Genomic DNA, 14,634 nt, shown 5'->3' with positions numbered 1-14,634 from the left:
CCACTTTCCTGTGCTGTGTCCGGCCGGGTGCGCGTCCGGCCCGGTGCTTGCCGGACCGGGTGCGGTCCCTGGCTGCGCCGATGGCGGCTGCCGACCGGTGCGCCCGCGGGGCGTTCCGTATACGGAACGTTCTGTATGTGGAACACTAGAGAGGCGGGCCGACGCCCGTCAACCAGGACAGTGGAGCAGGTGCACGGCCGATGGGGCTGAACGAGGACGTGGGACTCAGGCTGCGAGCGCTGCGGCGCGAGCGGGACCTGTCGCTGTCGGAGTTGTCCCGGCGCTCCCGCGTGGGCAAGGGCACGCTCTCGGAGTTGGAGAGCGGCACGCGCAACCCCACCCTGGAGACGTTGTACGCACTCACCACCGCGCTCGGTCTTCCGCTCAGCGCCGTACTGAGCGACCTGCGCCCGAGGGACGGCTCCGGCTCGGCACTTCCCGGCGTCTCGGGAAGTGCCGTCACCGCCGTTCTTCTGGAGCGGTACGAGGACGGGGCCGCGGTCACCGACGTGTTCCGCATCAGCATCGCGGCGGGCCCCGTACAGGAGTCGGAAGGGCACGTCCCGGGTACGCAGGAGAGCCTGATGGTGCTGGCCGGCACCGCCGTCGTCGGGCCGCCGGACGACACCCGTACGGCCGGCCCCGGCGCCTCCGCGCACTGGCGGGCCGACGCACCCCATGTCTACGGCGCGCCCGACGGGGATGTGCAGGGCATCCTCTTCGTCCGTTATCCCCCGCCGGGGGAGCTCGCAGGGGGAGATGGCCGGGGAACCGTGCGCGACGACGGCTGAGCGCAGAAGCTCACGCCGCGTCGGCCGCCACGTCGTTCGCGCGCGGGAAAGCGGGGTGGTCGCCGAGTCGGCGCACGAAGTCCTGGAGCCGGGGGTACGGGGACAAGGAGTTGACCGGGTGGGGCTGGACGAGCGCCACCCACAGGTCCACGTCGGCGGCCGTCAGCTCCGCACCCAGCGCATAGGGATGCGAGGATAGCCGGCGCTCCATCAGGTCGAGCGCCGCCGTTCGCTCCGAGGGCGATGCGGACGGAGTGACCTTCTGGTCCAGCAGTTCACGCAGGGCTTCGATGTCCGCAGCGAGCTCCGGCGGGTGCAGCGCGGAGGGGCAGGCCTCGTTGTGCCCGGACAGCAGACCGGCCAGGTCGCGGAGAATGTCGGGTGTGTGGTTGCTGACGATGCGGCCGCTCCAGCGGTCGCACAGAGCGGGAGCCGTCAGCGGTCCGTCGTAGTGGTGCACCGTCGCCTCGTACGCACTGCGCAGCGAGGCGAAGGCCTCGGGTGTTCCGGCCGGGTGGGTCAGGAGCGTGGTGGCGACCGAGTCCCGCAGACCGAGGAGGCCGAGCGTGATGGAGATGCGCAGCGAGCGCGGACAACTCGCCGACAGGAACAGTTCGTAGCGGTGCGGAGCCGGATAGAAGCCGCCGGCGAGGCCGACACCGATCCGGCTGTCGAAGCGGGGGGACGGAACACCCGACGACGGGCGCAGGCCCGCGGCGCGTGAAGCGGAGGCGGAGGAAACGGGGCCGCGCTGCGGCGAGTTGCCTGTACTGGAACCGCGCGATGCTGTCTCGGGCATGACTCTCCCTATGGGGATCCCTGGGGGGAACGACAAAGCCACCGCCGCCATGCCGGCACCGGCGGACGGATGCGGAGCGACTGCGCTTGCGTACCGGTCCGGACCGAGGGGACCCGTTCGATCCCGGTTCGAGCGCGCCGGGACAAGGAGTCCGGCCGATCGGACGGGGACGGGTCCGACGCGGACTAGTAAGCGCTGGAGACGCGCAACAGATCGATGTGCAGGCGCCTCGTCAAGCCGTTCCTGGGCAATTCCCACCGGTCCTGCCATCGGGGCTCGCGAGACGCGAGACCGCGCTTGTCCTGTTGCTCCAACAGGACCCGGTCGTCACCCGGGGCACCCCATCGCGGTGGAAGGGTTGCCTGTCAGCGGGCCGGGGCCGATGACCGCACGAGCGGGAGATCCCGCACGTGCAGCGCTGACAATCGTGACCGTCCACGCCAGTTTCGGTGCGTCCGGTGGTGCCGTCAAGAAGGCGGGACAAGCCGTCTCGACTGGTGGTCACCGGCGTTGACATCCTTTTCGGTGCGGCCCTAACCTCCGGCGCAGAGCAGAACGGTCACGAGTGCCGGCGAAGAGCCCTGGCTTGCCGGCCGGCAACCCTCGCACGCAGTGGGGTGCCCCAGGTGAGGACCGGACCGGATGACGTTCGGTAAGCGTGAGGCCCCGCGGGGCGGAATGGTGACGGTGAGCGGGATGAACGCAGCTGACGGGATGGCCGCTCGACGGCCTCGCGGCTGCGTCCTGCTGTGCGCGGACCGCTCCGTCGACCTGCTGCGTGTCAGCAGCGCGCTGTGTACGGCCGTTTCCCGCCCTCTCTGTCAGGGCTGACGGCCCTCCGATCCCCTGACATCCACCGCTGTCGCGGTGTGTCCTCTCCCCACCCGGCCCCTGTGCCGCGCTGTGTGCCGCGTCCCGCGGACCCGTCCCCGACGGGTGCGGTGCCGCGGCCTCCCGCGGTCCGGGGTGTCCGTATCCGCTGGAGCCCTCCATGAGTGAACTCTCCGGCGTCGCTGTGTCCCCGGGACCAGCGCCGCCCACCGAGGCGAACCCCCGTCCCGGCCCGACCGTCGCGCCCGAGCCCCTGGCGGCGCAGCGGGTCCTCCCGCTCAGACGTCCCGGCCGTTGGATCGTCACGGTCGTCGTGCTCGTACTCGTCGCCCAGATCATTCACGGTCTGGTGACCAACCCGTTCTACCAATGGGGCCGTTTCCAGTACTGGTTCCTGCGGCCGGCGATCCTCGACGGGCTGGTCATCACCCTCGAAGTGGCGGTGTACAGCGCTGCGCTGGGCCTGCTCGGCGGTGTCCTGCTGGCCCTGGCGAGACTCTCCCCGAACCCGGTGCTGCGCACGGCCAGCTGGCTCTACACCTGGCTGTTCCGCTCGGTGCCGCTGATCGTGGTCCTGCTGTTCCTCTACAACTTCAGTGCGCTCTACCGCACGGTGAGCGTCGGGGTGCCGTTCGGTCCGGCCTTCTTCACCTTCGACGAGTCGCGCCTTGCCACCGACATGGCCGTCGCGGTCGTCGGACTGAGCCTCAACGAGGCGGCCTACGCCTCCGAGGTGGTGCGCGGCGGCATCCTCTCCGTGGACCAGGGGCAGCACGAGGCGGCCGCCGCACTCGGCCTCCCGAGGCGGTACCAGTTCGCGAAGATCGTCTTCCCGCAGGCGCTGCGCTCGATCACCCCGAACTACGTCAACCAGTTGATCGGTCTGATCAAGGGCACCTCGCTGGTCTTCTACGTCTCCCTGCTCGACCTGTTCGGCTCCGTACAGAGCATGGGAAGCACCTACCCCGGCGACATCGTGCCCCTGCTGCTGGTCGCCACCGTCTGGTACCTGATCCTCACCAGCGCAGTGTCCGTCATCCAGTTCTACGTCGAGCGGCACTACTCAAGGGGCGCGCTGCGCACCCTGCCGCCGACCCCGCTGCGGAAGGTACGGACCGGCCTCGGCGAACTGAGGGCCCGGGTCCGGAGGGAGACGGCGACATGACCACCGACACGCAGGAGATACGCCCGGCCGCGGTCGAGGTGCACGACGTGTACAAGTGGTACGGCAGCCAACGGGTTCTGGACGGTGTGGGGCTGACCGTGCGGCCAGGCGAGGTCACGGTCATCCTCGGGCCGTCGGGCTCGGGCAAGTCCACCCTCCTCAGGGTGATCAACCACTTGGAGAAGCCGGAGATCGGCCATGTCAGCCTGAACGGCGAAATGATCGGTGTGCGCCGGCAGGGTGAACGGCTCAAGGAGCTCAGCGAGCGGGTCATTCTGGCCCAGCGCAGCCGGATCGGTTTCGTCTTCCAGAACTTCAACCTCTTCCCGCATCTGACCGTATTGGACAACGTGGCGGCCGCCCCGGTGGCGACGGGCAGGCTCGCCAAGGGCGCGGCCCGGGAGCGGGCCCGCGACCTGCTGGCCCGGGTGGGCCTCGCCGACCGGGCCGGGGCGTACCCCCGGCAGTTGTCCGGCGGCCAGCAGCAGCGGGTGGCCATCGCCCGTGCCCTCGCCCTGCGGCCCGGCGTCATTCTCTTCGACGAGCCGACGTCCGCGCTCGACCCGGAACTGGTCGGCGAGGTGCTGGCGGTCATCAAGGACCTGGCGAGCAGCGGCACCACCCTCGTCATCGTCACCCACGAGATCGGCTTCGCCCGTGAGGTCGCCGACCGGGTCGTCTTCATGGACGACGGCCGGATCGTCGAACAGGGCTCGCCCGCCCAGGTGTTGGACGACCCGCAGCACGACCGGACCAGGGACTTCCTCAGCAAGGTGCTCTGACCCCCGCACTTCGTGGAGCGAGGCGGTCCGGCCGTGCCCACCCGGCATTCCTTCCGTACCACCACCGCCCATCCGGCATTCCTTCGGCATCACCACCGCCCACCCGCCACCCGCCACCCGACAAGGACAGTCATGCACACCCTCAGCCTCCGTAGCAGCCTCATCCGCGGCGTCACCGCCTCCGTGGCCGTCGCCTCCCTCGCCATAGGTCTCGCCGCGTGCGGCGACAGCGACGCCGCCTCCAGGAGCGGCACAGCGGCGGCCGGAACGGTCACCGTCGGCGCCCTCTCCAACGGCGCCGGGAAGGAGACCGGACTCAAAGTGTCCGAGGTCAAGTCGATCAGTGCCGGACTGCCCGCGGAGGTCGCCGAGCGAGGCACGCTGGTGATCGGCGTGGGCGCGCTGCCGGCGGGGTTCCCGCCCCTGGCCTACGTGGGCGACGACCAGAAGACGCTCACCGGCGCCGAACCCGACCTCGGCCGACTGGTCGCGGCGGTCCTCGGGCTCAGGGCGGAGATCAAGAACTCGACCTGGGAGAACATGTTCGTCGGGATCGACAGCGGCAAGGTCGATGTGGCCCTGTCCAACGTCACCGACACCGAGGAACGCAAGAAGAAGTACGAGTTCGCCTCCTACCGGCAGGACAACCTCGCTTTCGAGGTGGCGAAGAAGAGCACCTGGAACTTCGAAGGCGACTACCGGAACCTGGCCGGCAAGACCGTCGCCGTCAGCGCGGGCACCAACCAGGAGAAGATCCTTCTGGAGTGGAAGGAGAAACTGGCGAAGGACGGCAAGACACTCGACGTCAAGTACTACCGGGACAGCAACGCCACCGCGCTGGCACTGGCCGGGGGGAAGATCGACACGTCCTTCGGCCCCAACCCCGGCATCGCCTACCACATCACCCAGACGGCGAACACGCCGAACGCGACGCGTAACGCGGGCAAGTTCTCCGGCGCGGGTTCGACGCTCCAAGGCCTGATCGCGGCCACCGCGAAGAAGGACAGCGGGCTCGCCGAGCCGATCGCGGCCGCGGTCAACCACCTGATCAAGAGCGGCCAGTACGCCCAGTGGCTCGCCGCCTGGAACCTCTCCAACGAGGCCGTCGACAGCTCACGGGTCGACCCGCCCGGGCTGCCGCTCGACAACTCCTGATCCACCGCCCGTCCGGGGACCCCGCCGTGCCGCGGCCGGGTCCCCGCCGCGCCCCGCGCGTTCCCGACACGGAGACTCCGTACCGCCATGCGCACCAGCCATCACACCCCGCCCCCGAGCCCCCACCCGCCACACGTCCTGGACAACGCGGCCTGGGCAGCCCTGACCGGCCCGCACACCCGGTTCGCCGAGCGTGTCGGCCGGGCCGCCCGCTACCCCACGGACGTCTCCCCGTTCACCGCCCTCGACGATCCCACCGACCCCCGCGCCTGGGACGACCTGGCCGCACTGGTCGGGCCCGGAACCGTCACCCCGGTCACCGGCGTCCAGTCCGTGCCCGACGGATGGGAGACCGAGCAGAGCGGCGACGGAGTCCAGCTGATCGACACCGCACTGCACGCCGAACCGGCGCCCGAAGCGGTGCGGCTGGGACCCGACGACGTACCCGAGATCCTCGGACTGATCGCCCTCGCCAGGCCGGGACCCTTCCTGCCCCGCACCGTCGAACTGGGTACCTATCTCGGTATCCGCGACCGCGGACGGCTGATCGCCCTGGCCGGCGAACGGCTGCGTCCGCCGGGCTGGACTGAGATCAGCGCTGTCTGCACCCACCCCGAGCATCGCGGCCGGGGCCTGGCCACCCAGCTCGTCCGCGCCGTCGCTGCCGGGATCCGGGAGCGGGGGGACGTCCCCTTCCTGCACGCGGCCGCGAGCAACACCGACGCGATCCGGCTCTACGAGTCGATCGGCTTCACCCTGCGCCGCCGGAGCCGGTTCGTGCTCGTCCGCGCCCCCGGGGCGCGGACGGAGGACGCCCGGGACCCGGAGATCCCGCCGGCCCGTGCGCGGCTCAGGCCGCGCCCAGGAGGTTGACCATACGGATGTAGCGGACCCAGTCCCAGTGGGGGCCCGGGTCCGTGTGGTCCGTACCCGGGACCTGCACGTGGCCGAGGATGTGGGCGCGGTCCTTGGGGATGCCGTAGCGGTCGCACACCGAGGCGGTCAGGAGCGCAGACTTCTCGTACATGGTGTTGGTGAAGTAGGAGGGCTGGTCCACGTAGCCCTCGTGCTCGATGCCGATGCTACGGGTGTTGTAGTCCCAGTTCCCCGCGTGCCAGGCGATGTTCTTCTCCCGCACACACTGGTCGATGTACCCGTCGGCCGAGCGCACCACATAGTGCGCGGACACCTGCTTCGCCGGATTCTGGAAGATCGCCACGGCGTCCGAGAACGTCTCCTGGGTGACATGGATGATCACGTACTGCACGGGATACGCCGAAGGCCGTGTCGAGACCGTGTAGTTGGACGTCGAGGCCGGTACCCAGTGGGCCGCCGGATAGTCCGTCTCGCCGGCCGTCGCCGCAGTGGCGCGGACGGAGGCGGGAAGCAGCACCCCCGCGGCCGTCGCCGCGGCGCCCTGAAGGATCGTTCTGCGGTCCATGTGTACTCCTGAGTGTGGGGGGAGAGCAACAGGCGTGGATGGCAGGTCAGTTGCCCGGTTCAGGCGCCAGCCGGGACCGGCGGGTCTTCGCCGGGGTGGATCCTGCCCGTCGCCACGCAGAGGCAGTGAACGGGCATGCGGCCGGCGCGACGAGAACCGGCAGCGGCAGACTGCCGCCCGCGAACGCGGCTCCCGCGGGCACGGACGCGGCGACGGCGGCCGATGGCGCCATCGCCGTGGTACTTCGGAACAGGTCCTCGCGCCGCCCTACGGCATTGCGCAGGAGTCCCGTACCCGATTCCCCCGACATCCCGTGACTCCCTCTTGTCCGATGACCGGAATGCGATGTCCGATGTGCGGCCGAGCAGCTGCGCGCACCACCGTACGGGCGTCATGCGAGTGGCGGAAGACGGCAGGAGCCCGAAATCGGTGTGGGATAGGGGGAGTTGATGATTTCGCGGGAGCCGTCTCCGGGCCGCCGGACGGTGAGGTCCGACGGCCCGGAAACTTCGACCCGTCAGCGGGTCAGCGTGTCAGGGGGTGAGGGGGCGCGGCAGCTTCAGCAGCGTCACGGATGTCTCGATACCGGAGTCGACCAGCCGGCCGTCCGCGTCGAAGGCGCCCGTCCCGTCGGTCATCCCGAAGTCGTTGTCGTTGATCAGGGCGAGCGTGTCCGGGCCCGTCACCGCCACGCCCTCGATCTTCCCGGGCACGCCCTCGACCGTGCCCAGATCGACGACGAGGCTCTTGCGCAGGACCGGAACCCCCGAAGCCGCCGGGTCCGCCAGCTCCTCGTACGAGGGCGAAGCGGCCTGGGCGTCCCAGCGGGAACCCAGGATGCCGGCGCCGCGGGGGAGTGTGACCCGGTGCAGACGGGCCGCCCGGTCGGTGCGCTCCTCGATCAGGAGGTCGTTGCCGCCGATCGCGACGACCGAGGAGACCTTCAGCTCGGACGTGTCGTCCTCACCCGGGTCCACGACACCCACGGCGTCGAAGCGGTAGGCGTACTCCGCCGTGACCGCGCGCTTCTGCGTGGAGAAGCGCAGCAGCCGGACATTGCGCGAGGCCTCTCCCGCGTCCTGGTCGGGCAGCGAGAGCGGGCTCTGGACGGCGAGCACCAGGTCGCCGCCCGGCAGCAGCGCCAGGCCCTCGAAACCGCGGTTGATCTTCCGGTGGAGCAGGACGCCCGGCAGGGCCTCCACGACGGGGTAGTCCGTGCCCTTGAGGTTCAGGCCCTCGGGGACGTAACGGGCCAGCACCCGGCCGCGTCCGGAGACGTGCACCAGCGACGGACCGTACTCGTCGACCAGCCAGAACGAGCCGTCCGGGCTGCGGACGATGCCTTCCGTGTCCAGACCGTTCGGGTCGTACGCGAGAGGCGTCTTCGCGTCGTACGAGTACGGGGCCTCGTCCCTGCCCGCCTGGTTCGACAGGCCCGTGACGGGGGCGCCGGAACGTGTGGTCAGCGGGATGGAACGCAGTACCTCGACGCGCTTGCCGCTCACCCGTACCTTGACGATCGCCGGGTCGAAGCCGGGGACGGGAAAGGTGCGCCGCTTGGTGCCGTCGACCTTGATCTGGCCGTTCGGGCCACGGTCCGTGACGGTCCAGAACTCGCCCTTTCGGCCGGCCGGGTAGATGTCGCTGCCGATTCCGCCGAGCATCACGCCGCGGTCGTCGCCGACGGTCCCCGGCAGCAGCCCGTTGCTGAAGCCTGCGAGCGGGACGTCTCCGAGCACGGCGCTCGCGGTGACCCGTGCGGTGCCCGCGGGGCGGTGGTGCCGGCCCTGCGCGCCGGTTGCGGTGCCTGCGACACACACCGTGCCGAGCAGAGCGAGCGGCAGCCCGACGGCAAGGGATCGACGGACGACACGCGCGGACATGGGGCCTCCTGAGGGCATAAGGATCTGACGGCCGTCACGTTCCGCCGCGCTCCTCAACGACCGGTGACATCGAGTTGAACTCCGGGGCGGAACGCGGCGGCGGGCAGGGGTGATGTGCCCCTGCCCGCTGCTGGTGAGCCGTGGTCAGACGTCTGCGGGGACCGTCGCGTCCGCCCAGGCCGCCGCCGGATCCTCGTCACCGGGCCCCACCGGAGTCCACCGGCCGCTCTCCTTGCGGTACGGATACCAGCGTCCGTCCCGCCCGTAGCGCAGCTGGACCGTGCCGTCCGCCGACGTCCAGCGGTTGCGCTCGGCGCGCAGCCGCGGGGCCTCGTCCTCCTCCCAGGCTCCGGCGAGCCGCGTTCTGGCCCGGGCGAGGGCGTCGGTGTCCGGTGTCCACTCCTCGTCGAGCACGGCGAGCGCGGCCGTGCCGCCGTACCGCCAGGCGCGCACCGCGGCCGGCAGACCGGCGCGCTGACGGCCCGATCCGGTCGCCAGCCGGTTCGCGATCCACGGTTCGGGGCGCGCGTCGGCTGCCAGCCGTACGGCGTCCTGCCCGGGTGTCAGCCCGGCCGGGACCGGCTGCTGCCCGTGGCCGGGCGAAAGCGCCTCCGCCAGCATCCGGTGAGCACGCGCTGCGCTGTCCGTTGCGAGCATCTCCAGGGCGGTCGGGTCCACGCCCGGTTCGGGGTCGGTCTCCGTGTCCAGGGAGGGAGCCGGTGCCGGTTCGACGGGGAGCGCCGGGACCGGTGGCAGCGGCGGGAGGATGCCGGCCGCCGCGTAGGCCTCTGCCGCCACCACCCCGCGCACAGCGGCCCGGTCCTCGGTCTCCTCGACCGGGTCGTCCGCGGTGTCCGACGGCCCGTGGCCCTCCGCCCTGGCGGCGATCCGCACCTGGAGCTCGTCCAGCAGCCGTCGTTCCCCGCGGCCCCGCATCAGCAGCAGGACGAACGGATCCTGGTCCAGCAGCCGCGCCACCTGGTAACAGAGCGCGGCGGTGTGCGGGCAGTGGTCCCACGCCTCGCAGGTGCACTCCGGATCGAGGTCGCCGATCCCCGGCAGCAGATCCACCCCGGCCGCCGCCGCGTCCTCGACCAGATGCGGCGGCATCTCCCGGTCGAGCAGAGCGGCGATGTGCCCGGCGCGGTCGACGGCCATGTCCAGGAAACGGTCCCATTCCCCGTCGGTCAGCTCCTGGAGCAGTACGTCGCTGCGACAGCCGCTCTCGTCCCGGTCGCGGACCACTGCGGTGATCCGGCCCGGCCGCACGGACACCGCTCCGACCCGGCCCTCACGGGCGAACCGACGGCCCTTCTTGAGTTGTTGTCCGTCCAGCGCGGTGTCCTCCAGCGCCTTCAGCCATGCCCGGCCCCACCAGGACTCGGCGAAGCCGTGCCCCTGGGCAGGGGGCAGCGCGGCGAAGGTGCGCTCCTGCCCGGGCAGTGTGTCGTCCCCGTCCCCGTCGTACCGGTCGCCGAACGCGTCCGACTCGTGTCCGTCGCTCATCGTGTGCCCCCTCGCAGCTCCACCAGATCGGCCAGTTCCGCGTCGCTGAGCTCGGTCAGGGCGCTCTCGCCCGAACCGAGCACCGCGTCCGCGAGCCCCTGCTTGCGGGCGAGCATCTCCGCGATCCGGTCCTCGATCGTGCCCTCGGCGATCAGCCGGTGGACCTGCACCGGCTGGGTCTGCCCGATGCGGTACGCACGGTCCGTGGCCTGCGCCTCGACGGCAGGGTTCCACCAGCGGTCGAAGTGCACCACATGGCCCGCCCGGGTGAGATTGAGCCCGGTTCCGGCGGCCTTGAGCGACAGCAGGAAGACCGGCGCCCCACCCGACTGGAACCTACTGACCATCGCCTCACGCTGGGCCACCGGCGTTCCACCGTGCAGGAACTGGGTGGGGATCCCGCGCGCCGCCAGATGCCGTTCGAGCAGCCGGGCCATCTGCACGTACTGGGTGAAGACGAGGACGCCCGCGCCCTCCGCGAGAATCGTGTCCAGCAGTTCGTCGAGCAGCTCCACCTTGCCCGAGCGGTCCGCGACCTGCGGGTCCTCCTCCTTGAGGTACTGCGCGGGATGGTTGCAGATCTGCTTGAGCGCGGTCAGCAGCTTCACCACCAGGCCACGCCGGGCCATCCCGTCGGCTTCGGAGATGGCCGCGAGCGTCTCCCGCACCACGGCCTCGTACAGGCCCGTCTGTTCGGCCGTCAGGGACACCGCGCGGTCCGTCTCCGTCTTCGGAGGGAGCTCCGGGGCGATGCCCGGATCGGACTTGCGCCGGCGCAGCAGGAAGGGCCGCACCAGAGCGCCGAGGCGCTCGGCCGCCACCGGGTCGCTGCCGCCCTCCACCGCGCGCGCGTACCGGGTGCGGAAGGTGCCGAGCCTGCCGAGGAGGCCGGGGGTCGTCCAGTCGAGGATGGCCCACAGCTCGGAGAGGTTGTTCTCCACGGGGGTGCCGGTGAGGGCGACCCGCGCCTGTGCGCCGATCGTGCGCAGCTGCCTGGCCGTTGCCGAGTACGGGTTCTTCACGTGCTGCGCCTCGTCGGCGACGACCATGCCCCAACGCACGGTCGCGAGCCGGGGCGCGTCCAGCCGCATCGTGCCGTATGTGGTGAGGACGAACTCGCCGTTCGCCAGGTCCTCCAGGCTGCGCGATCCGCCGTGGAAGCGGCGGACCGGGGTGCCCGGGGCGAACTTCTCGATCTCCCGCTGCCAGTTGCCCATCAGCGAGGTCGGGCAGACCACCAGGGTGGGCCCGGCGGCCCCTGTGAGGGTCTGGCGGTGCAGATGCAGAGCGATCAGCGTGATGGTCTTGCCGAGCCCCATGTCGTCCGCGAGACAGCCGCCGAGCCCGAGCGAGGTCATCGTGTGCAGCCAGTTCAGGCCACGGAGCTGGTAGTCCCGCAACGTCGCGGTGAGTGCGGCCGGCTGACCGACCGCGGGCTCGTCGCCCTGCCGGGACTCCGGGTCCGCGACCCGCTGCCGCAGGCGCTCCAGCCAGCCCGTCGCCCGGACGTCGACCCGGTGTCCGTCGACCTCCGTGGAACCCGTCAGTACGGCGCCCAGCGCGTCGATGGGGGTGACCTTGCGGTCCTGCGTCTGCCGGGCGCGACGTGCCTCTTCGGGATCGATCAGCACCCACTGGTCGCGCAGCCGCACCAGCGGCCGCCCCGCTTCGGCGAGCCGGTCGAGCTCGGCACGGCTGAGCTGCTGGTCGCCGAGGGCGAACCACCAGTTGAACGTCAGCAGGGAGTCGGCGGACAGGAGCGGGGCGGTGTCCGACGCGTTGCGCGCGGGGTCCCGGTTCCCGTGCGGCTCGCCCTCGCCCTCGCCGTCCTCGTCCGAGGGGCCGACCACCGCGCGCGCCGTCAGCTTGCGCGCCAGTTCCCGCGGCCAGTGCACCTGAACACCGCCGGCGGCGAGGGCCCGTGAGGCGGGTCCGAGGAGTTCGGCGATCTCCTCGTCGGCCGGCTCCACGGCGTCCGGGACGGCTGCCGACAGGAGTGGTGTCAGGGGCGGCCAGGCGCGGGCGGCCCGGCGCAGCATGAGAAGGGTGTCCATCCGGGCCCGCGGCCCGAGGGCCGCTGCCGCCGGTCCCGAGCCGGTCCAGATCTCGGCGGCGTCGGCGACCAGCGTCGGATCGCTCACGCCGTGGATCTGCGGAACGACCCGGAAGGAGGGGAGGTCGGACGGCTGCCCCGCGGCCGTCTCCTCGGTCCGGTCGAGGCCCGACACCTCCACGCGCAGCGAGAGGCGGACGCCCGCATCGTGCCCCGCGGCCACGTCGGTGACCCAGGCGCGCTGAAGGGGCAGGTGCTGCGGCGTGTCCGCGGTGAACGCGGGGCCGCCGGCGGCGATCGGGGCACCGGGTGTGCGCGGCAGCCCGTCCGTTACGGCGTCGAGGAACTCCCGTACCAGCCACTCCGGTTCGGGCAGCAGGAGGGGCTGCGCCAAGGCGTCGACCGGTACCGCGTGGGCGGTGGGAGGCATGGACGCGGCGAGAATGCGGATCCGCGTCCGGTCGTCCGCCGTGAGCGGGCCGGCCCGCCACGCGTCGTGATCCGTGGCGCTCAGTCCCGGCAGCAACAGCCCCCGGGCGGCGAACTGCAGGGCCAGCAGCCCCGCCGCGCCCCAGAACAGGGCTGCCGCGGAGGCGTGAGCCGCGGTCCGGGCGCGCGTGAGCACCGGGAGCGCGTCCCGCACCGGGAGGATCCGGGCGGGTACCGCGTACGGCAGGGCATCGGCGCCGGCGACGGTGACTTCCTCCACGGTTCCCGGGGCGTCGGGCGGACTGCTGCCGTCCGGATACCAGAAGGCTACTCGTCCGGTCCGGGAAGGATCCGAGGGCAGGAAGACCACGGAACAGCCGGCGAGCGCGGAGATCTCGGAGAGCGTTGCTGCGGGGAGGCGGTGCACAGCGATGTCAGAGTCCTCAAGTTTGACTAGTGGGCCGAGGTCGCCGAGGGTACTCCATCGCGGTCAGCAAAGGGAGTGCTGAGTGCGTGATTCAAATCACTTGCGAATATCCCTTTTGTCTGCCCAGTGGTGCCAGCCCCCCGTCGGAATGAGGGGGTTGGCACCAGGAAACGTGGGGTGGTGGCTCCATGGCTGCTATACATCTGCGACCCGTACGTTTCATCAGGTCAGCGCACCTATAAGACCGGAGACATCATGCCTCAGGCCGCAACCACCGTCGCGGAACGAACCCGCGACAGTGCCGGAAGTGCCGGAAGTACAGGAAGTGACTTCGCGCCACTGCTGCGGGCCGTCAAGGGGCAGGGACTCCTCGAACGGCGCACCGGCTGGTACGCGGCAGGCATTGCCGTCAATCTGCTCGCACTGGGCGCGGTGGTCACCGCAGTGGTCCTTCTCGGGAACACCTGGTGGACCCTGCTGCTCACACTGCCCCTGGCCATCATCTGGTCCCGTACCGCCTTCGTCGGACACGACGCCGGCCATGCCCAGATATCCGGTGACCGGCGGGTGAGCCGGCCCATCGGCCTGCTCCACGCCAACCTCCTGCTCGGCATGAACGAGGCGTGGTGGAACGACAAGCACGTACGTCACCACGCCAACCCGAACCACATCGACAAGGACCCCGACGTCGGCGTCGGCGCTCTCGTCTGGACCCAGAAGCAGGCGGCGCAGCGCGAGGGATTCGCCCGCTGGCTCACCCGTAACCAGGCCCGGCTGTTCTTCCCGATGTTGCTCCTCGAAGGCATCGCCCTGAAGATCTCCGGCTTCCAGTACCTGCGACAGCAGCCCGTCAGGGAGCGGGCCCTGTCCGGCCTTCTGCTGGTCGCGCACCTCGGCCTCTACGCCACGCTGCTGCTCACCGTCATGTCCCCCGGAAAGGCCGTCGTCTTCGCTCTCGTGCACCACGCGCTCTTCGGCCTCCACCTGGGCATGGCCTTCGCCCCGAACCACAAGGGCATGGAGATGCCCGATCCGGACGGGGACCGCTGGGGGCACCTGCAGCGACAGGTCCTCACCTCGCGCAATGTGCGTGGTGCCGTCCTCACCGACTGGTTCCTCGGGGGGCTGAACTACCAGATCGAGCACCACCTCTTCCCGAGCATGCCGCGACCGCATCTGCGGCTGGCCCAGCCCCTGGTCAAGGCTCACTGCGAGGCGCTCGGCATGCCCTATGCCGAGACCGGACTCATCGAGTCCTACCGGCAGGCGCTGGAGCACATGCACGAGGTCGGCGCCCCTCTGAGGTGACCGCCGCGGATGCACCTGCGGCGACAGGAACCGATGGGCGCCCACAGGCGTTCTCACAGCAGGA

General features: G+C 71.0%; 12 protein-coding genes and 2 riboswitches. Of the genes, 6 read left to right on the top strand and 6 right to left on the bottom strand.

The annotated features are described in order from the left end of the window. The first annotated feature begins 200 nt into the window (after positions 1–200). On the top strand, positions 201–791 hold the full coding sequence (locus tag ACIOEW_RS17750) for a helix-turn-helix domain-containing protein (RefSeq protein ID WP_401964555.1): 591 nt from the start codon (positions 201–203) through the stop codon (positions 789–791). Positions 792–801: 10 nt separating this feature from the next. Here ACIOEW_RS17750 and ACIOEW_RS17745 read toward each other — a convergent pair whose 3' ends face one another. Together ACIOEW_RS17745 and ACIOEW_RS17740 are read right to left on the bottom strand one after the other, a co-directional pair. Next, a complete protein-coding gene (locus tag ACIOEW_RS17745; protein ID WP_362545999.1) occupies positions 802–1,590 on the bottom strand; it encodes a glutathione S-transferase C-terminal domain-containing protein in 789 nt (262 codons plus the stop codon). A 185-nt stretch (positions 1,591–1,775) separates the two neighbouring features. Beyond that, the gene (locus ACIOEW_RS17740; protein WP_393063431.1) at positions 1,776–1,826 is read right to left on the bottom strand and encodes a putative leader peptide; all 51 of its coding nucleotides are present in this window, start codon (positions 1,824–1,826) and stop codon (positions 1,776–1,778) included. 52 nt (positions 1,827–1,878) lie between these two features. Beyond that, positions 1,879–2,023, bottom strand: a riboswitch (SAM riboswitch). A gap of 124 nt (positions 2,024–2,147) precedes the next feature. Beyond that, a riboswitch (SAM riboswitch) is annotated at positions 2,148–2,255 on the top strand. 326 nt (positions 2,256–2,581) lie between these two features. Between ACIOEW_RS17740 and ACIOEW_RS17735 the strand changes: the two genes are divergently transcribed. The 4 genes from ACIOEW_RS17735 (at position 2,582) to ACIOEW_RS17720 (ending at position 6,396) form a co-directional block, all read left to right on the top strand. After that, positions 2,582–3,586, top strand: a complete 1,005-nt coding sequence (locus ACIOEW_RS17735) for an amino acid ABC transporter permease (RefSeq protein ID WP_401964554.1) — start codon at positions 2,582–2,584, stop codon at positions 3,584–3,586. Then, entirely contained in the window at positions 3,583–4,368 is a 786-nt protein-coding gene (locus ACIOEW_RS17730; RefSeq protein WP_401964553.1) for an amino acid ABC transporter ATP-binding protein, read from the top strand. The genes ACIOEW_RS17735 and ACIOEW_RS17730 overlap by 4 nt, the downstream gene beginning before the upstream one ends. A 132-nt stretch (positions 4,369–4,500) precedes the next feature. Continuing rightward, complete coding sequence (locus tag ACIOEW_RS17725) at positions 4,501–5,523, top strand: transporter substrate-binding domain-containing protein (protein ID WP_401964552.1); 1,023 nt, start codon at positions 4,501–4,503, stop codon at positions 5,521–5,523. Positions 5,524–5,610: 87 nt separating this feature from the next. Next, positions 5,611–6,396 (top strand): GNAT family N-acetyltransferase, encoded by a 786-nt coding sequence (locus ACIOEW_RS17720; RefSeq protein ID WP_401964551.1) that lies wholly within the window; start codon positions 5,611–5,613, stop codon positions 6,394–6,396. Here ACIOEW_RS17720 and ACIOEW_RS17715 read toward each other — a convergent pair. From ACIOEW_RS17715 to ACIOEW_RS17700, 4 genes are all read right to left on the bottom strand, one after another. Then, entirely contained in the window at positions 6,374–6,964 is a 591-nt protein-coding gene (locus tag ACIOEW_RS17715) for an N-acetylmuramoyl-L-alanine amidase (protein ID WP_401964550.1), read from the bottom strand. The genes ACIOEW_RS17720 and ACIOEW_RS17715 overlap by 23 nt on opposite strands. Positions 6,965–7,497: 533 nt before the next feature. Further along, positions 7,498–8,847 carry an esterase-like activity of phytase family protein gene (locus ACIOEW_RS17710; RefSeq protein WP_401964549.1) on the bottom strand — a complete coding sequence of 450 codons (1,350 nt, stop codon included), beginning with the start codon at positions 8,845–8,847 and terminating at the stop codon, positions 7,498–7,500. A 144-nt stretch (positions 8,848–8,991) separates the two neighbouring features. Beyond that, positions 8,992–10,353, bottom strand: a complete 1,362-nt coding sequence (locus tag ACIOEW_RS17705) for an SWF or SNF family helicase (RefSeq protein ID WP_401964548.1) — start codon at positions 10,351–10,353, stop codon at positions 8,992–8,994. Next, positions 10,350–13,262 (bottom strand): SNF2-related protein, encoded by a 2,913-nt coding sequence (locus ACIOEW_RS17700; RefSeq protein ID WP_401964547.1) that lies wholly within the window; start codon positions 13,260–13,262, stop codon positions 10,350–10,352. Before ACIOEW_RS17700 ends, ACIOEW_RS17705 begins: the two co-directional genes overlap by 4 nt. Before the next feature lie 255 nt (positions 13,263–13,517). Here ACIOEW_RS17700 and ACIOEW_RS17695 point away from each other — a divergent pair, with 255 nt between their 5' ends. Next, positions 13,518–14,570 carry a fatty acid desaturase family protein gene (locus ACIOEW_RS17695; protein ID WP_401964546.1) on the top strand — a complete coding sequence of 351 codons (1,053 nt, stop codon included), beginning with the start codon at positions 13,518–13,520 and terminating at the stop codon, positions 14,568–14,570. The last annotated feature ends 64 nt before the right edge of the window (positions 14,571–14,634 follow it).

This window comes from Streptomyces sp. NPDC087901, from assembly GCF_044742205.1.
Lineage (GTDB): Bacteria > Actinomycetota > Actinomycetes > Streptomycetales > Streptomycetaceae > Streptomyces.
This window is presented reverse-complemented; position numbering and strand designations above follow the sequence as displayed.